Annotated in this window: 11 protein-coding genes and 1 pseudogene; 9 read left to right on the top strand and 3 right to left on the bottom strand. The window is 57.9% G+C overall.

Annotated elements, in window-relative coordinates; genetic code table 11:
• Positions 1-501: 501 nt before the first annotated feature.
• Both ACVIGB_RS42765 and ACVIGB_RS42760 read right to left on the bottom strand, forming a co-directional pair.
• Positions 502-2640: a prolyl oligopeptidase family serine peptidase gene (locus ACVIGB_RS42765; RefSeq protein ID WP_456724813.1), complete on the bottom strand. Its 2139-nt coding sequence runs from the start codon at positions 2638-2640 to the stop codon at positions 502-504.
• A gap of 628 nt (positions 2641-3268) precedes the next feature.
• Complete coding sequence (locus tag ACVIGB_RS42760) at positions 3269-5002, bottom strand: alpha,alpha-trehalose-phosphate synthase (UDP-forming) (RefSeq protein WP_456724814.1); 1734 nt, start codon at positions 5000-5002, stop codon at positions 3269-3271.
• Between the two features lie 687 nt (positions 5003-5689).
• Between ACVIGB_RS42760 and ACVIGB_RS42755 the strand changes: the two are divergent.
• From ACVIGB_RS42755 to ACVIGB_RS42715, 9 genes and pseudogenes are all read left to right on the top strand, one after another.
• Positions 5690-6628, top strand: a pseudogene (locus tag ACVIGB_RS42755) (IS630 family transposase).
• Positions 6629-7182: 554 nt separating this feature from the next.
• A complete protein-coding gene (locus ACVIGB_RS42750; protein ID WP_456724815.1) occupies positions 7183-7659 on the top strand; it encodes an Lrp/AsnC family transcriptional regulator in 477 nt (158 codons plus the stop codon).
• A 368-nt stretch (positions 7660-8027) separates the two neighbouring features.
• The gene (locus ACVIGB_RS42745) at positions 8028-8864 is read left to right on the top strand and encodes a Crp/Fnr family transcriptional regulator (RefSeq protein WP_456724816.1); all 837 of its coding nucleotides are present in this window, start codon (positions 8028-8030) and stop codon (positions 8862-8864) included.
• Between the two features lie 144 nt (positions 8865-9008).
• Entirely contained in the window at positions 9009-10058 is a 1050-nt protein-coding gene (locus ACVIGB_RS42740; protein ID WP_456749310.1) for an SIR2 family protein, read from the top strand.
• Positions 10055-11791 (top strand): ATP-binding protein, encoded by a 1737-nt coding sequence (locus ACVIGB_RS42735; protein WP_456724819.1) that lies wholly within the window; start codon positions 10055-10057, stop codon positions 11789-11791. Before ACVIGB_RS42740 ends, ACVIGB_RS42735 begins: the two co-directional genes overlap by 4 nt.
• Before the next feature lie 1009 nt (positions 11792-12800).
• Complete coding sequence (locus tag ACVIGB_RS42730) at positions 12801-13034, top strand: hypothetical protein (protein WP_456724820.1); 234 nt, start codon at positions 12801-12803, stop codon at positions 13032-13034.
• Positions 13035-13411: 377 nt separating this feature from the next.
• Positions 13412-14335: a phosphoenolpyruvate mutase gene (gene aepX, locus ACVIGB_RS42725; protein ID WP_456724821.1), complete on the top strand. Its 924-nt coding sequence runs from the start codon at positions 13412-13414 to the stop codon at positions 14333-14335.
• A 117-nt stretch (positions 14336-14452) separates the two neighbouring features.
• Complete coding sequence (locus ACVIGB_RS42720; RefSeq protein ID WP_456724822.1) at positions 14453-15259, top strand: phosphocholine cytidylyltransferase family protein; 807 nt, start codon at positions 14453-14455, stop codon at positions 15257-15259.
• Positions 15260-15486: 227 nt separating this feature from the next.
• A complete protein-coding gene (locus ACVIGB_RS42715; protein ID WP_456724823.1) occupies positions 15487-16095 on the top strand; it encodes a CDP-alcohol phosphatidyltransferase family protein in 609 nt (202 codons plus the stop codon).
• Between the two features lie 76 nt (positions 16096-16171).
• Here ACVIGB_RS42715 and ACVIGB_RS42710 read toward each other — a convergent pair whose 3' ends face one another.
• A complete protein-coding gene (locus ACVIGB_RS42710) occupies positions 16172-17845 on the bottom strand; it encodes an asparagine synthetase B family protein (protein ID WP_456724824.1) in 1674 nt (557 codons plus the stop codon).
• Between the last annotated feature and the right edge of the window lie 841 nt (positions 17846-18686).

Raw genomic sequence — 18686 nt, 5'->3', positions numbered from 1 at the left:
CGGAACTGGCCACGAACGAGACCTCCTAGGTATTGGCCTGTCGCGGCGAACTCAAAACGACCTGGCTCCCTGCCCAGCCGGTCGACCAGCCGTCGATCTAGGCACATACCCCTTCAGATCCGGTGCCCCTGAGGCACGGTTAGATTCCATATTCGGTGCAGGGTTCATCGCTGCGCGATCTCTCAAGCAAAGCCAAAACCGGGCTTGAGATTTAGAACGCCAACTCATGGCCAATCCGGCTCAGCAAAAGGTCGATCCTTCATGAGGAGGCGCCTTACCAGTCATATTGCATGACTGCTCGACATTGCGGGCTTGCGTTCGAGCACCTCCAGCGTTGTGGGAATTCGTCCAGTCCCGTTAAACTCTGCAACTCAGGTCCGTCGATTGGCTGGTTCTGTGTATCGCCCCGCATCTCGGCTCGATGATTCAGGCCAGCGGGCGCGGTACCAGGGATCGTGAATGGTCTGGAGCCTGGTTCGATTGACCCGTCCGCCGGTTTATTCAGAACAAAAGCCGCCTCGATGCGTAGGTGTATTCAAGGGCTAGTCGACGCGCCGTTTCGATGAGGTTGGCCGCCGCGCTGTGCCCCCCATCGATGTTCTCGTAATAGAAGTAAGGCTGGCCCAGGGCGGCGAGCTTCGCTGCAGCCTTGCGGCCGTGCGCGGGATGCACACGATCGTCCTTGGTGGAAGTCAGAATTAAAGGCGCGGGGTATGACTTGCCCGGCACCAGTTTCTGATAGGGCGAGTAGGCTTCGATCCACGCGCGCTGCTCGGGAAAACCGGGATCGCCGTATTCGCCGATCCAGGAGGCGCCCGCGCCCAATTTGGTGTATCGAAGCATGTCAAACAGCGGCACTTGAATGATCGCCGCGTTGAAGAGCTCGGGACGTTGGGTGATTGCGGTGCCAACGAGTAGCCCGCCCTGGCTGCCGCCAATGACGCCGAGCCGGCGCGGACTTGTGATTTTGCGGCGGATCAGGTCCTCCGCAACGGCGATGAAGTCATCCCACGTCGTCTGCTTCGCCGCCCGCTGGGCTGCTTGATGCCATTGCGGGCCAAACTCGCCGCCCCCGCGCAGATTTGCAACGACATAGGCATTGCCCTGTTCGAGCCAGAGCCGCCCCTCAGGGCCTAGATATGAGGGCAGAAGCGAAGCCTGGAACCCGCCATAGCCATAAAGAAGGGTCGGAATGGCGCCATCAAACCTCGCGTTTTTCGGCCGCACCAGAGAATACGGAATTGCCGTGCCATCACGCGAAATCGCTTCGAACTGCTCTACGACATGCTTGGCGGCATCGAAGGCAGTCGGTGTCGTCTTCAATTCCTCGAGTTTTTGAGTTTCGGCATCAAAATACCAGAGCGACGTTGGCCTGAGATAGCTTGAGACGGCGAACATGGCCTGGTCCGCCTCGTCGGAAGCGGCTGTCACGCCGACATTGGTATGTTCCGGCAGTGGGATCGGTGTCGCCGACCACCCTCCCTGATTGTACTTGTACACGAACGCTTTGCTTTGAACGTTATCCAAGATCGTCAAGATCAACAGGTTCTTTGTGAAGGTTAGCCCGCTCAGGGCCTGACGAGGCCCAGGATTGAAGACAAGCGAGGCTTTGGCGCGCAGTGGATCCGCTTTCCATTCGGTCAAGTCATACGAAATCAGCGAGCCGGCAGTGAAGTTGAGATCACCTGATGGCCTCCACTCCTCGTCAAGCTTCACAAGCAGGCGATGACTCACAAGGCCTACGATCTCAGCTTTCTTCGGCAGATTGAGTTTGACGAGCCCATCGGGGCGGAAGAGCACGTACTCATGCTCGAAAAACCCGATCGCTCGGATGACCCCGGTCGCATGAACATGACCTTCATTGTCTCGAAGCACCAGGGGCACCGCCCGAACATCGTTCGGCTCGCCGCGAAAGACCTCGCGCGCCTCGCTGAGCGGCTGACCGCGTTTGAGCTCCTTAACAACAAAGGGGTAGCCGGCCTGCGTCAAAGAGCCCTCGCCCCAGTCGCCTGCAACAAGGAGCGTGTCCCGATCGACCCAGCTAACGCTGTGCTTGCTCTCTGGAAGATAAAAGCCGTTCGCAACGAAGCGCTTTGCCTCGCGGTCGAACTCGCGCATCGATGCGGCATCCTTGCCGCCGTCGGACAGGCTGATCAGGCAGAGGCGCTCGTCAGGCGGAAGGCAGCTGGCGCCTTGAAAGATCCAGTTCTTGTTCTCGGCAACCGCCAAGGCGTCCACGTCAAGGATGGTTTCCCACCGAGGGTCCTGGCGACGATAGCTTTCAAGCGTGGTGCGCCGCCAGATACCGCGCACATGGTCCTCATCTTTCCAAAAATTCTCCAACCCGCGACGTCCCAGGGAGACGTATGGAATTCGATCCTTGGCCTGCAAGATTGAGAGCGCCTGTTCGTAGAAACGGTGATAGCGAGGATCTGATTGGAGCACGCCGAGTGTCTTCTCATTCTCGGCGCGGGCCCATGCCAATGCGCCCTGTCCTTCGATCTCCTCGAGCCAGAGGAATGGATCCTCAGTGACCGCCGCAGCCTTTCGCTCCTCTGAAAGTGAACGCTCCTGTGAAAGCGCAGCGGAGGTGAAGCAGGCAATCGAAAGCAGCGCTGCGGAGAGGACTGACGTGTTCATGGATTTGCTCCGGTTGAGGTCGAGCGGCCACGCGGGCCTGGCGCGTCAAGCAGAAGCTGCGGAAAGTACGCAACGCATGACATGGCTCGGCTCGCGCTATTTCGCCGAGCGTTTACTGCAAGCTGCATGCCGACCAAAGCGCCGCAAGTTTCCGCCGCTTAGGGTGCACCACGATGTCCGCTTGCCGACATTGGTTGCCAAGCAGACAGGGCGATGTCGGCAGGACCGAGTGTCAGACAGCACGTCTGATCTTTTGCGGCCAAGTACCGGAACAGAGGACCGCTCGACGCCCGGCGTCGGAACGCTTACCTCCAAATGCGAGGTACAATCTTCCGAGCTATTTCATCGGGCAGACTTATCGACGCGCGTCAGCATGACATAGAGCAGTACGTTGATCAGCAGCCAGATCGCGATCAAGCTGAGGGCAGTGCGCATGGCGATCTCCGTTTCGTGACTGTCAAGGATCCGCTGAGACGTTCCGTTCATCATGCGGGCCAGCCCGGGCCGAAAGCACCGCGCCAGCCGCCAGTCCTGTATTGTGCCTCTCGCCTGCTACAGAAAAGCAATCCGCCGTGTGCTGTTCGCCCCGTCGGTCCCTCTTCGGCACCGGACTGTTAGGCGACCAGAACTAGGTCAAGCTGTCCGGTTCCGGCAGGACCCAGAGTCTGTCCTGCGTATGCCTCAGTGCAGTCAAAGTCTCGGCATCTGTCCTGTACAGTGGCACTTGAGCTTCGTTGGTCCAGCCAAGGCCAAGATGGTGGAACTGATCAGCCGGAACAGTGACGCGGCTTTTGTCCAGTTCGCTAACGTAGTCCGCCGCCCAGTCGTGGATAGTATAGGATTCAATCTTGTCCATCATCGAGCGCCAGCGGGTGACACGCTCCTCAAGCGGCATGTGAATCGCCCTCGAAATAGCGGCTGCGATTTCTTCAGGGTGGTTCGGATCCACCAGAAGCGCTTCGTTCTCGTTGAAGTCTTCAGCTGCGCCCGCAAACTTGGATAGGACCAGCACGCCAGGGTCCTTCGGGTCTTGTGCCGCAACATATTCTTTCGCCACGAGATTCATGCCGTCGCGCAACGGGGTCACGACGCCGACATGGGCGGCGCGGTAAAACCGCGCGAGTGCCGCCTGGCTGAACGAATCGTTCTTGTAGTGGATCGGGCTCCACCCGTCTGAGCCATGCTCGGCATTGACCCGATTGATCGCGCTCTCCACGTCTTCTTTGTATTTCTGATACTGCTCGACATCGGCGCGTGAGGACGGTGCGATCTGCAACAGCGAGATGCTGTGGGGTTCCATCCTTAGAAGCTGATTGAACCCTTCGACCCGCTTGTCGATACCCTTGGTGTAATCAAGCCGGTCCACGCCGATCGCAAACTTGGATCCCTCGAAGCTTTTCAATATTGACGAGACTGTTTCTTGCTCTGCAGAAGAGAGATCTGCAGCGAGATAGTCTGCGAACTGCTCAGGATCGATCCCGATTGGGAACTTTTTCAGTCGCGTCTGACCGCGCTCCGTGGTGACGACGCCATCCTTGGTTTCCAATCCGAAATGAGTTCGGAGATACGCCGAGTAGTTGTTCAGATCCCGGTTCGTCTGGAATCCGAGCAGATCATACTTCAGCGTCGATTTCATCAGTTCGCGATGATTGGGCACGCGCTCGACCATGTCGGGCTCGGACCACGGCGTGTGAAGGAAGAAACCGGTCGGCCGGTCGATGCCGAGTTCATGCAGTCGGGCTCCGAGCGGGAGCAAATGATAGTCATGCACCCAGAATGCGTCCCGATCCCGTACGTCCTTGACCGCACCCGCAATATAACTGTTGGTCCTTTGATAGCATTCATAATCGTCTTCCGAGACCGACATCCGGTCCGGCAGGGAGTGCAATGCCGGCCACAGCGTCGAATTCGAAAAACCACGATAATAGCCAGCATGGTCAGCGGCCGGCAGATCGAGCCTGGCGACAAATCCCGCACCAGTCTCGACCAGTGGCAGGGGCACCTGGGTCCCGTCGCCGCGGTTTTCCGAGGAGCCGACCCACACCGCGCCGGACCGTTGCACGACCGGCTCGAGGGCGGCGGCAAGGCCGCCGGTCTGGGGTTTACTGGGGTCGAAGGGCGCAACGCGGTTCGAAATGACGACAAGCTTCAAATCAGGTTGCTGGTTGACCACACCCGCCACCTCGTCCGAGGCAATAGAATGGGCGGGACCTGCACCAGTTGGTTCATGTAGCTCCGGCGATATCTCGTCCAGTTGCTGGTCAAAGGCGTGCTGGTTTATGGTTTCATCTTGCTGGGCAGCGCCTGATGTACTGCCGTAAGCCAACGTTGCCGTGTCGAGCGCATCATGAATTCGAACCATCTCAAAACTCCGTTTGACGATGTTTGCGTTTGATTCAGTCGCAGATCAGCCCCGAGAGATATCCCCACGACGCCAGGATTGCAGGGCTAGCTTTCCGGAAGCTGACTGGTCGCGCCAAATGGCCAGACTGCTTTATCTATCCAGGATTGGAGGCGAGGTCGCGGAAGGAGCTGCCGAATGTCGGATTTGGAGGCAAGACGATCTTAGTTTACTCGCTTTAGTCCCATGCCAGCGAAGCATTGCTGAGGTGTCGAGACTCAAGAAGGAAGCCAGGAGCTACGGGCCATATCACCTGGATGACGGCGGCATCTGTGGTATCGCCACCGGCCGGTCCCGCAGCTCTCGATTGCCGGCGCCGCACGACCCGCAGCGTCTCGAAGGTGCGATATAGCCGCCATGAGTCCGCCGATATGGTTCCCGGCAGCGCATCAATGCGTCCAAAATCGAAACCACCTGCAGAGAAGCTTCTTCAAGCGATCGGCTTACCAACCTTGGCGCCCCCAGATGCGGACTTGCGCCAACCGACAACTCGACTGATCCCAACACATGTTCTCTCACTCTTTTCGGCGAAGATTGCATGTGATTTAGTTGGTTAGAGCATTTTCCGACCGGAATGAATCGGGTAGTTTTTCCCAAAACGGCGCGAGTTAGATTCAAGCTGCATGCTGGCGAGGGAGGCCAGCATGTATGGCCAGGGCGCTTTCGGTTGATCTTCGCCAAAGGGTGGTAGCCGCGATTGACGGTGGCATGTCCTGTCGACAGGCTGCTGAGCGCTTTGGTGTCAGCGCGGCCAGCGCGATCCGCTGGCGCGGTCGCCTCAAGGAAGTTGGCGACATCGTTCCTAAACGCCAGGGTGCTGACCGCAAATCGCAGCGCATCGAAGCGCATTCGCAATTGATTCTGGAGGCGGTGACAGCGAAGCCGGATATCACGCTGCCGAGTTGCAAGAACTGTTGAAACGTCATGGAATATCGACTGGCATCGCGTCGCTCTGGCGTTTTTTTCCAGCGCAGAAAGATCACACTTAAAAAAAACAGCGCGCGCCGCCGAGCAACGGCGCGGCGATATAAATGCCGCGCGTGAGGAGTGGTTCGAAGGGCAAATCGATCTTGACCCCGAACGCCTCGTCTTCATCGACGAAACCAGCGCCAACATCAAAATGGCGCGGCTTTACGGGCGCTCGCCACGCGGCGAGCGATGTCGCGCAGCTACCCCACACGGACATCGGAGGACGACGACATTCACCGCTGGATTGCGCTCCGACGGTCTGATCGCGCCGCTTGTTTTGGAATGGATGGCGAGGCTTTCCTGGCCTACATCGAGCAATTGCTCGCCCCATCGCTGCGGCCGGGTGATCCCGTTATCATGGACAACTTGCCCGCTCACAAGGTCCATGGCGTTCGAGAGGCCATCCAGGCGGTCGGAGCTAGCCTGCTCTATCTCCCGCCCTGCAGTCCAGACTTCAACCCCATTGAAATGGCCTTCTCCAAACTGAAAGCGCTGTTGCGGGCCGCCGCAGCGCACTCCATGCCCGATCTCTGGCAAGCAATCGCCAACTCTCTCAAACGCTTCTCACCCGAGGAATGTCAAAATTATCTCGTCGCGGCTGGTTACGACGCAACGTGATCGGAAAATGCTCTAGGTGCGCAGTCGCGGAAGGCGACCCGCGCACGAAAACGCTCTGTGATCCAATTGCACCGATGTAGCGGAGCAGTTGGCGCTATAGAGCATCGCCGTGATGGTTCATTCCGTTTCCTCTCCGAAAAGGAGAGTTCCTACCGCTCCGATCCGACTTGGAAGCGAAGTCGACCAAATAGGCTGTGTTCGAAAGGCAAAGCAGGCACGCGCGCTTGCCAGCATGCTAGCTAATAGCTGCCTGAGTTCAAGATGCCGTGCGAGCCCGAATTATCGCGCGGCGCGCTCGGTTTCGCCTCGGCTTCGCTTCGGTTCGCATCTTTGCGCAAAACGAAAGCCAGGCACCGGATAGACCGGCGCGCAGCTCACTGTCGCGCCGCTGCTCCCGAACACAACCCCCCTCATCCTTTCGGAAGTTGCTATGCGACAACCCCGTCAAACTTTGAGCTTTGTCTCGGAAGATTTCCTCGTATTTTCCACCCGGGAGGATTTCCTGCGCTGAATGGTCATCTCGCGGTGAAATTCATCTCAGGCTGGAGATGGTCATGCAATACGACCGGATAGATGCACGCATTCTCGAGATCGTGCAAAAGAATAACCGTCTGACTTCAGATGTGATCGGCGAGATGGCCGGGCTTTCTCCGACCGCCTGTCAACGACGATTAAAAAGACTCCGCTCGGAAGGCATCATCCAAGCTGATGTATCGGTTGTATCGCCGAGAGCCGTGGGGCGACCTATTCAAGTGCTTGCACTGGTGACCTTAGAGCGGGAAAGCGCCGATATCATCGATAGGTTCAAAAAGGCCATCAAATCATCAACCGACGTCGTCAATGGCTTTTATGTCACGGGTGATGCCGACTTCGTCCTGTACATAACCGCCCGATCCATGGAGGAGTACGAGGATTTCACGCGCCGCTTCTTCTACCAAAATCGCGATATCAAGGGTTTCAAGAGCATGGTCATATTGGATCGCGTCAAGGTCGGATTCGCTGTCCCGGTCGAGCTTCCCCCAGATGATTGATTGCACTCATGCGGATGAGCGAACTCCGCTATTGAGCGGTTGATCTACCGTTTCGCTCTCCTTCTTTCTTAGGACCTCAATCAGGCTTCTTGAGAAACGGCTCTGGCCGCCCTCATACGGCAATGTTGTGGACCCAATCTATTGCCAGCGAAAAGCGGCTCAAAGCAGGAATTCGGCGCAGTTGAGCACGGCGCCGGCGCAAACGCATTCGTCGAAATTCGTCGAAGACGGGCTCCTCAACGCGGGAATTGGGCGCCGATGAGTTACTCGTCGCATCAATTCAAGATGGAGATGTCGCTATAGTCGCAATCACGTTCTCGTTACGGTCAGGCACAGGAAAGCAAATGCCTACTGCCAGGAGAGGGACCATGACCGACCGCGCGCCCGCCGTGCTCGAAGTGCTTGAGTGCTCTCAAGATAGAGCTCTCAAGCAGCCGACGGGCACACGACCCGAGCCTCAGCTTTCCCTTCCAGTGCGTTCTGCGAAGCGGCCCTTTGTGAAGAACGTCATCCTGGCCCGTCTTTGTATGCAACAGCTTGCAGCAATTGGCGAGTGTCTTGAACCGGTCGTCTTGAAAGAACGCATGGTTCTGCAAGAGCCAAGAAGGCCGGTCGAGCACGTCTATTTTATAGAGAGCGGCCTCGTCTCGCTGAGAGTTGTTGCCGGGGGCAGCATGCTCGAAACCGCAGTCATAGGCTACCGGGGCGTGGTCGGCACTTCTTTTTTGTGGGGAGGACATCTTTCAAGCCATCAATCCGTAGTCGTCATCCCTGGAACCGCGCACAGAATTCGCATCGAGGATTTGCGCCGTATCATGAAGGCGCATCCGGAGATCAAAGACCATTTGTTTGACTACATCCAAGCGCTGACATTTCAGTGCGTCCAGACAGGCTTATGCGCGGTCCGGCACCATCGCGAGCAGCGCCTCGCCAGCTGGCTTTGCCTTGCCAGCGAAGCTGTTGACGCTCGTGTGCTGCCAGTCACCCACGATTACCTTTCTTCGGTGCTTGGACTACGCCGCGCAGGGGTCACGGAAACGTTGATCCGTTTTGAGGAGCAAGGGCTGATTCGCAAGATGCGCGGCGTCTTGCAGATCGATGACCCCAAAGCGCTCGAAGAAAAGGCGTGCTGTTGCTACAAGCTCATTTCGGCCGCCTACGCCGCCTCGTCAGTCCGCACTCTCAAAGAAGAACAGGCGAGCTAGCAACTCGTGAAAGGCACTTTGCATTGTCCGATGTGGCATCCTGGAGCCAAACCCGAGCCCTTCAGCTACACCAAACAGACTCTGCGCGCGCAACAAGATTCTCTTACGCTCAACACGCGCTCATCCGTGTGATTGCGAGCGGGCATGGCGGCGAACAGCGAGTTAGATATCGCGCAGGAATTTGCGCAGAACGCGCTGAGTTTGACGCCGGTCATCATCCTTGGAAGCGGAGCCTCAGCAGCCCATGGTGTGCCTGGCATGGGTGCCTTGGCGGCGCATTTGTCCGAGGCCTCGCGTCCAGCCGACTGGACGGTTGGAGAGAATTGTGAATGGTCCTCGTTTCTTGGCGAGCTGAAAGCTGGCCGCGACCTTGAACGCGCACTCCAAGCAGTCCGCCCGACCGATCGCCAAACATTGTTCGTAGCGCGCCTCGCCCGAGACTTTCTACTGCCCTCCGATCTGGCTGTCCTCGCATTGGTACTGGCCAATCGGCACGCTCTGCCGCTCACCCGGCTCTATCGACACCTGTTCGATAGTACACATACCACTCTTCACGTTGTGACGCCCAACTACGACCGGTTGGCAGAATATGCAGCCGACGCGGCTGAGGTCAGCACGTTCACCGGTTTCAACTATGGCTACCTGCAAAGTCGGGCACGAGCTTCGAACACGCGCGTGACGGTCGACGGGCGGCCATCGCGCACAGTGGCGGTTTGGAAGGTCCATGGATCGCTCGATTGGTTCCAGGATGCAGCCAACCAGATTGTCGGCGTGAGAAGCGCACTGGCGATCCCAGCGAATTATGCGCCACTCATGATCACGCCTGGCATTGACAAATACCGATTAACCCATGGCGAGCCCTTCCGCACGATCCTCGGCTGTAGCGATAAAGCGCTGGATAGTGCCCGGTCCTATTTCTGTGTCGGCTACGGCTTCAATGACGAGCACGTCCAAACCAAGCTCATTGAACGCTGCGACCGTGATTCCGTGCCATTGGTCGTCGTGACAAAGGAATTGACTGCGAGCGCAAAGGCTTTCCTGGGCAGCGGACGGTGTCGGCGCTATCTGGCCATCGAAAGCGGCCCCGCCGGCTCACGTGCGTACATGCACCACTTCCCGACCGACTTCGATGTCGATAAGCCCCTGTGGCGTCTCGATTGTTTTCTGGACCACATGATAGGAATCCGCCCATGAGCATCCTGGACTTTACCGATCAAGAGGCGCTCGGGCGCGTTCAATCGGTCGACACTGCAACCGTGATCGTTCGGGTCGACGACATTGAGTCGCTGCGTGCGCTCCAAGTTAATCGGCTGGTGGCACTGCAAAGCAGTCTGGCCGGGCACAAGCTGATCGGAGTCATCCACAAGATTACACGCACGGCGCTCGAGCAAGCGAAAGTGGCTGACCTGGAGCGCGCGGAGGAGGCGCTCCCGGAAGTAAACCTGGTCCGCATTGCTTTGATTGGGACGCTGATCGATCGAGACGGGCTCCGCTCCAACGTATTCCGACGCACCCTTGAAACCGTTCCAGAAATCGATGCATGCTGCTTTGCACTCGAGGGGGAACGGCTCACCCGATTTATGGGCGTCATCTCCGAGGTGACCGCCGGATCCCAGCGTCTGTCGCTTGGTTGCTACACGCTTGATCCTAACGCTGAAGCCTATGTGAACGGCAATAAGTTGTTTCAGCGCCACGCGCTTGTCGTTGGTAGCACCGGTTCCGGCAAATCCTGGACAACTGCCCGTCTTCTTGAACAAGTGGCCGAGCTTACGAGCGCAAACGCCATCGTGTTCGATATGCACGGCGAGTACCGATCTATGGCCGGCAACGGCTTCGAGCATCTTCGTGTCGCCGGACCAGCTGATATCGAGGCCGGCAAAGGCTTATCGGACGGTGTGCTCCATCTCCCTTATTGGCTCATGAGCTACGAAGCACTTATTTCTATGTTCGTTGATCGCACCGACCAGAACGCGCCCAACCAAGCCATGCTCATGTCGCGGGCCATTGTCGATGCGAAGACCGCATTTCTGACGGCGGAGGGGCACAAGGATGTGCTCGCCAACTTCACGATCGACAGCCCCGTCCCATTTGCACTCGATAATGTCCTCGCGGAGCTCAACCGGTTGAATACCGAAATGGTGCCGGGAGCGCGGAGCGAGAAGCAAGGTGACTTTCATGGCAAGCTCAGCCGCTTAATCCAGCGCTTCGAGGGCAAGCGCACCGATCGTCGGCTTGGGTTTCTTTTCCCGTCCGCAGGCGTTGCCGATAGCTATGGCTGGCTGGAGGAAGTCGTAACCCTGCTACTGGGCAGCCGCGCGGCCAAGGACGGCCATGGCGGTGTAAAGGTCGTAGACTTCTCAGAAGTGCCATCGGACATTCTGCCGCTCATCGTCGGGATGGTCGGGCGCATGGTCTTTCACGTGCAGCAGTGGAGCGCACAAGGCGCCCGTCATCCCGTGGCCCTCTTTTGCGACGAGGCGCATCTCTACATCCCCCAGGATGCGAGTTCCGGCGCTGCTGAGAATGCGATCGCGATATTTGAGCGTATCGCCAAGGAAGGCCGCAAATATGGCGTCGGCCTGGTCGTGATCAGCCAGCGGCCGGCCGAGGTGAACCGCACAGTCGTCAGCCAGTGCAACAATCTGATCGCCATGCGGCTAACCAATGGTGACGATCAAACGGTGGTTCGCCGCCTGCTGCCCGACAGCTTGGGCGGGTTTGGCGACCTGCTCCCAGTTCTGGATACCGGCGAGGCTCTTGTGGTGGGTGATGCGATTTTGTTGCCGACGCGGATCCGCATTGCCAAGCCGCTCAACGAACCGCTCAGCGGCACGATCGAATTCTGGGACCGCTGGTCAGATTCGAAGACAGCGGCTGCTCTCGACAAGGCCGTCGAAAGTTGGCGACGCCAGACGCTCATGAACTGACATGCAGGTGCAACCACAATAGCCGCCGCTGGGCGCTTGACGACTCCGATGGCGGCTTCAATCTTACCCCGGAGCAGCCGCTTGGCTTCATAGGCGTATTCGAGGCCAGCTGTGGGCAATCCGTTAAGATTAGCATCGGCGCTGTCTCGCTCGACGATACTCTCGTATATAGAAATAAGGCGGACGCGGGCGAGCATAGCGGCGGCCTTGCTGCCGCGCGCCGGACAGACGGGATCTTTCTCGGCAGATTGAGCTTGATTGGTTCATGGGGAGCTACGGGCATACGGGCACATATTCGTGCTAGAAGGGGCTGACCAGTCGACCCGTGCTGGCGCATGGATAAGCCTTTGTTGTACCCTGAGGGTTCGACAACGGCGCATCTTATCGTCCGGGCGCGTGCCCGAGCCAACTCTCGACGTTCCGATTTTTCGGGCCAATGGAATGCGTTATCAACCCTGCTACAGCCATCGCGTCCCGAGGGTCCTATGAAGCTATCGAGATTAAGGCGGCGCGCATAAGCTAGGTTCGGCTCGTTCTGGATCGGGGCAGCCCAAGCCCATTTGGGCCCCCAACCCCGCAAAGGCCACCCGCCTGGCAGGGTGATCTGCTGGCGCCCGGCACATCAATGGCTAGTCCCCAGCAGGCGAGCCCCCCGCTTGGCGCGGCGATGCGGCTGCTGGCGGCAGAAGCGCGCCGGCTAAATCATCAGACAACGACGATCGTTCAGCTTTCGCTTCCTGGGCGGCGCTCCCCGTCCGCTGCTTCATTGCGGGCTCTGCCATTTTGCTAGAATTGGTAGGAGAACGCCGTTCACCATCGGAGTATTCCTTTGGCGATCAGGTGCGCGGACCGAACCGGCTCCCACAAAATGAGCTCTGATGTAATTGCGTCCTCGCTCTCACGCAGCAACCCAAGTGAGCGGACAATTCAGCAACCTACTCGCGATGCGCGTTGGTGTGCCGCCTCTTTGGCTTTCAGATACGTCTAAACTGCCGTTGGAGGAAAGGACATGATGGCGTCGCCGTTCCGGTCCCCTTCACGTAAGACGGCCGCACGGATCGTCTATGTTGGCAGGAATCGGGTCGGTAATTGGGTTGCCCGCGAGCAACGGGGCGTCTTTGGTGGCTTGTTCGTCAGCCGCGCGCAAGCTCTGAAGTATGCTCGCTTCGAGAACGGGGGCGATTCAGACAGTATTATCGAGGTGACGCGCGAAATTGAACTTGACATTGGTACCGATCGATGAGCGCCGGAGCTCACTCTTGTAAGACGATATTGCTACGGCCATAGGCCGAGTTTGGCCCGATGGAGGCATTGTTGCAGCTCGTGCCAGGGAATATGTCCGCAACATTCAAGCCAGGCACTACGGAAACAGGTGCTTCGCTTCGCACGAACGGTTTGGTCTGGAACACCTTTGCTCCTCCCATCCGTCGCCCGCAGGGAGGTAATGCTCGGCGTCGCCAGCGATTCCGTTGACACCCGTTGAGGCCGGCGCTCGCCTTCGTGTCACCTACCAGCTTCAGCAATTGATCGAGATCATCGACGTATGGCACTTGTGGAGCGATCAACGTTGACCGGTTCGGCCCTCCGGGAGTCTGTATGCAAGAAAACTCAGATCGTCTCATGGCCGGCAGTCGCGATCGAGAACTTGATCTCTCTCGTGCTGATGCCTTGCGCAGAGAAGTCTGCTCCTGCGACAGCCTCTCCTTCCTTATGGAGGCGCATGACGGTCTGTCGGCCGCGATCGCCGAGCGTGCGGGCTTCAAAGGCTTGTGGGCTTCTGGCCTATCCATTGCCTGCTCCTTGGGCTATCGCGACGCCAACGAAGCATCATGGAGTGAGCTTGTCGATGCAGTTGAGCGCATTGTAGACTCGAGCCGCCTGCCTGTGCTGGTCGATGGCGACGGAGGGTTCGGCAACTTCAACAATGCGCGACTGCTCGCTCGCAAGCTTCGAGAGCGGGGCGCTGGCGGTGTCGCACTGGAAGACAGCTGCTTTCCGAAGATCAACTCGTTCGTTGGCGACCGTCATCCCCTCGCCGATATCGATGAGTTCTGTGGTCGGTTGCGCGCTGTCAAGGACACGATCGGGAAGGACCTCGTGGTCGTCGCCCGCATTGAAGCTTTGATCGCGGGACACGGAATGTACGAGGCCATCTCACGCGCTCACGCATATACGGAAGCCGGGGCTGATGCCATCCTCATTCATTCGCGAAGCAGTTCGGCGGACGAAGTTCTCTCGTTCGCACGCACTTGGCAAAACAGGTCTCCGGTCGTGATCGTTCCAACGAAATACTATCGGACTCCGACTAGCGCGTATCGCGGCGCCCGTATCTCAACTGTCATCTGGGCCAATCACTCGATGCGGGCCGCGGTAGCAGCGATGCGCCAGGTGTGCGACCGCCTCTTCTCTGAGGAGAACGCGACAACAATTGAGCCTGATATCGCAACGCTCGAAGAGGTCTTTGACATGTTTGACTACGATGAACTCGCCAGAGCTGAAATGCAATACGTTCATCCCATCACGCTCCAGCAAGCTCGTTCATAGCCAGGTCCGGCAGCTTAGATCACGAATGGGTGGCTGCCCCACTCCAATCTCCGGCAATGCGTCGCATGCCTTTCGCACTCATCAACCGCTAATCTCGCCAATGGCTGCAACAATCAAATGACGGCGGAGGGCCCCAAAAAAGCAGTCATTCTTGCTGCCGGCGTCGGCTCTCGCCTGAGGCCGCTGACGGACCTGCGACCGAAGCCCTTGGTCGAAGTCAATGGCACGCCAATTCTCCACAACGCTCTTGGGGCTCTGGAAGCCGTCGGCGTCGAAGAGGTCACCCTCGTGGTCGGCTACCGCAAGGACGCGATTCAATACACGTGCGGTCATCGCTTTAACACGGTCGCGATCAAGTACGTGGAATCATTGGCGTACGATCATACAGGTAGCGCCTATTCCCTGTGGCTCGCGCGGGATTCGCTTCTGTCGGGCGACAGCTATCTGCTCGAAGGCGACGTCTTTTTTGAGGTGGACGTTCTACGCCGTTTGATTATGGCGAAGGCCCCTGACATTGCTGCGGTCGCTCCCTTCACCAAAATGATGGAAGGCTCCGCTGTCGAGCTGTCGGACGATGAGCTGATTTCCACATTCCGGATGAAGCAAACGTCGGCGAGCCTCGCCGGCGGGCCGCGACTCTTCAAAACACTCAACGTGTTGCGGTTCGCCGCATCGACCCTGCGGAACACGATTGTTCCGGCGCTTGACGAGATCATCGGCTCCGGCGCAACTCGCGCCTACACTGAGGAACTGCTCGCTTTTCTGATTGAACGACGTGGACTGCAGCTTGCGGCAGCGCGATGCAATGGCCTTAAATGGTACGAGATCGACACACCCGCCGATTTGCAGATCGCTGAAACCATTTTCGCGATCCGGCCAATACCGTCGCCGCGGCCAAGATCAGACAATGGCTGGAAGGCCTAGCCGGTCCCACCTGCATCGACCGAACCGCAGTCAGCGTCCTGATCGCATGGACGAAGGTCAGGCGTAATTGAGCGAGCGATCAGGTCAGGCTGAACCGGGACGTTGGTTGCTTCACGACGAGGTCGACCTGCTCCAATCGTAGAGAGCAGGCTGCGGCGAACTGGCGTTGCTACGGGAACGCAAGCATTTGGGAGTGAGACATTGGATGAGAGATCTGGAGCAAACCGATGCTTGGATATCTGGCTGATTATGCGAACGCCATCACCGCTTGCTCATATCTATTTGCCATCATGGGTGTATTCCTGACCCTCAATGGTAAGCCGGAACTCGGCGCCGCAGCAATGCTTTGGACCTGGTTCTTGGATCATTGGGACGGGCATGTTGCCCGCACGACCCGTCATCTGCGTTCCCCAGGAATGGCGGAGTTTGGAAAAAGCTTCGATGGTTTTGGCGATTTTATCCACGGGGTCTGGTTCCCGGCGGTTGTCATCATTCTCGTAGGGGATGGCTCTGCGATTTCACTGGTTGCGAGCCTGGTGCTTGTCATGTCGGGTGCAATCCGGCTGAGCTATTTCGAGAACGTCGGCTTAACAGCCGACGCAAGATTCATCGGAATTCCGGTTTCCTATGGTACGCCGTTGCTGGCCGTGCTGTTGCTGCTTCGACCGCTCATCTGGACCGAAATGTTCGCGACAATTCTGGCTCTCGCCTTCACCGCGCTTGCGTTCCTCTACGTCTCCACCTTTGTGCGGGTTCCTGCTATACAGGGCCGGGCAATTCCTATTGCAACGATCGCAGCGATTGCGCTGTCGTTAGCCCTGATGGCGGTCGCATGATTGATCCATGCGACATCGTGCCCGTCCGGCAAGGGCGGATCGCTCCACGCTGAGTTCTGATCCGGTTGCTTGGGCACTATATTGAGGTTGGTCCGATATCTCCGCTCCCGTCACCGAGGAATTCACTCCGGCGGTCGACAAATTGCTGTGTCCAGATTTCCGCGGTTATCGCATTCCAAAGCCAACGGATCTCGAGCGGCTTGTAGGCCCGCTTTCCGCGTCTCAGCAAGTGCTCCACTTGCGCAGGGTTGACGATTCTCGGTTGCGCTTGCCTGCTTGGAACGAACAGCCGCGAATACAAATGATCCATCACATCGGCCATCTCTGAATCGTACCTAAACTGTTGGATATACTTCTTTCTATTCGTGATGGCGCGCGGGAGAATGAGCTCGGCGGCCTTGCGGAGGATCACCTTCACTTGGGTTGGGCCGACCTTTTGACGGTCCGGGATTCGGAGCGCAAGATCTATCAGGTGTTTGCTCGCATAAGGCATGCAAGATCTCAGGCCAAACTCCGCCGCTAGAACCTGCTGCGCCGCCATCCTGTTGTCCCATGATGTCAATGCCGCGCCCAACATCCGGAAAAGTGGCGAGTCTTCATCGGCGAAGGCCATTTCTTCTGTCGCCAAGCGACTTTGGTTCGGACCGGCTGAGCACGGCGCGGGTAATGGGTGCCTGCCTTTGATTGCATAGTGGACCGCACGGGCTGGCCAAGAAGCTGGGAGCGTGCCCGAAAGCTCAGCGGAGCGCAGTTCTTGCAAAATCCTCTTGGCGCCTGGCACATGATGCCCAAGCCACAACCTGCGATGCGCCGGCATGCCTGCAAACAACGTGTCGCACATGTTTCCTGAAAACATCATATCGACCTTCCCGGCCGCACCTCGCGCCAACCCATAAAGCTGCGGGAACTCGTCGTAACCGCCTGGATCTTCCAAGCACCAGACGGTTTTTGGAAGCAGCTCAATCAGATCCTTCGGTCTCACGATCACCTCGCGATGAGAAATTCCAAGGATCGACGATGTCTGCCGCGCACCGATAATATCAGGATCCGACTCGCCGTGTCCGACGGTAAAGCTACATAATTGCGTTCGAGGAACGCGCTTGTGCAGTAGAGCCGCTATGAGCGCCGAATCGACGCCGCCACTCAGCGACACGCCATATTTTGCGGTTGTGTCATGGACATACGCATTGACAGACCTTTGGACCGCTTCGAGCACATGACTAGGTGTGACTGGCTCGCGCGGAATCTCATAATCGCAAGCGCGGGGCTTTGTTCGGATGATTTTTGGCTCGCTAGCGCCGATCACGACACTGCCAGGTAGGACCTGCCTGAGATCCTTGAAGAAGGTGCGACCCGGCGGGGCCCAACCATTGTACAAGAACGTATTGATCGCCAAAACGTCCGGAGCAGCACTGATCTGCGGCAAAGCGAGAAGCGCCTTATAGTGGCTGGCAAAAGCTGTCCAGTTGTCCCCTTGTGCAAAAACAAGTGGCATCACCCCGAAAGGGTCGCGCGCAAGTACCAGCGCGCGGAGCGAAGCGTCCCAGATGGCAATCGAATAATGCCCGTCCAACCCGTCGAAAAACTGAACGCCCTGTCTTCCGTAGCCTTCCGCAACCTCATGTACAGACATCGGCGTCCCTTCAGCATTGAGCAAATGGCCGCTACAAGCAACAAGCCTATCGCCGAAACGCTCCAAACCGTCATGTGCGCTTGCGCGCATGGCAAAGTGCGCCTGATCATATTGCAAGGAGTGAACGTCATGGCCGCCCTGTGGGAGTAGCCGGCCCATTCGTCTCAACAGTGCCCCATCAACGCGCCCCACAAATCCGCACATACTGCTCATACAAGATCTCGCCTCAATCAAAGGTGGATGGAATGCCCGCCGCGAGGCGAGCGATGTTATGCGCCCTAGGAATTTGGAGCATGGCAACCACTGTCCCGTGTTACGTGTGCTTAGGCCCGCTACGACCTGCCAAGATGACACTCGCTGCCCGACTCAAGATCGCGGATGCTTGAACCGCGCCTCGATCAATGACCCGACAATTGACACGATGCGGCAATCAAAGCGGCAAACGGCAGATCGAGTTGAGGCAACATTGGTAGCCAGAGGGGCTGCGACTATTCTCGGCATGGCCGAGCCGGGGCGGCGTTGCGGGGTCATCAAGTCAACCGATGCTTGCTGAATCCCTGCAAACTCGCGACCAAGTTCGCTTGAGCACACGCTCATGAGGTCCGCATGCGCATCAAAGAGCCTGCTCGCGAGCTTCAGAGACATGCGATGTTCCATGTACGGCTATCGAAGAGGCACAAGGCAGCGCGAAGACCAGGATAGTACAGAGCGAGAGAGTCATGGCCATGGTTTCCGGGGAGCACGCATCAGAGGAGATGTGACGGCAGTAAACCACCTGCCAATCCTGATGGTTGACCTAACCAGCATACGGGCCCATTCCTTAGCCAGCTTGATGTCTCATCATCCGCTAAAGGCGCCTGGCATGCATCGTCGCGAGGCCTGGTTATCCTCATCGACCTTGGTCCACACATTGGCTCATGATGGCCCGCGCGATCCGTTCAGATTCGTCGCTACGATG

The organism is Bradyrhizobium sp. USDA 4341 (assembly GCF_054063755.1).
This window is presented reverse-complemented; position numbering and strand designations above follow the sequence as displayed.

Bases quoted from the DNA above. Each gene is read 5' to 3' on its own strand.
- ACVIGB_RS42730 (WP_456724820.1), top strand. From the start codon at position 12,801: ATGATGGCGTCGCCGTTCCGGTCCCCTTCACGTAAGACGGCCGCACGG.
- ACVIGB_RS42745 (WP_456724816.1), top strand. From the start codon at position 8,028: ATGACCGACCGCGCGCCCGCCGTGCTCGAAGTGCTTGAGTGCTCTCAA.
- ACVIGB_RS42735 (WP_456724819.1), top strand. From the start codon at position 10,055: ATGAGCATCCTGGACTTTACCGATCAAGAGGCGCTCGGGCGCGTTCAA.
- aepX (WP_456724821.1), top strand. From the start codon at position 13,412: ATGGCCGGCAGTCGCGATCGAGAACTTGATCTCTCTCGTGCTGATGCC.
- ACVIGB_RS42750 (WP_456724815.1), top strand. From the start codon at position 7,183: ATGCAATACGACCGGATAGATGCACGCATTCTCGAGATCGTGCAAAAG.
- ACVIGB_RS42765 (WP_456724813.1), bottom strand. From the start codon at position 2,640: ATGAACACGTCAGTCCTCTCCGCAGCGCTGCTTTCGATTGCCTGCTTC.
- ACVIGB_RS42760 (WP_456724814.1), bottom strand. From the start codon at position 5,002: ATGGTTCGAATTCATGATGCGCTCGACACGGCAACGTTGGCTTACGGC.
- ACVIGB_RS42740 (WP_456749310.1), top strand. From the start codon at position 9,009: ATGGCGGCGAACAGCGAGTTAGATATCGCGCAGGAATTTGCGCAGAAC.
- ACVIGB_RS42720 (WP_456724822.1), top strand. From the start codon at position 14,453: ATGACGGCGGAGGGCCCCAAAAAAGCAGTCATTCTTGCTGCCGGCGTC.
- ACVIGB_RS42715 (WP_456724823.1), top strand. From the start codon at position 15,487: ATGCTTGGATATCTGGCTGATTATGCGAACGCCATCACCGCTTGCTCA.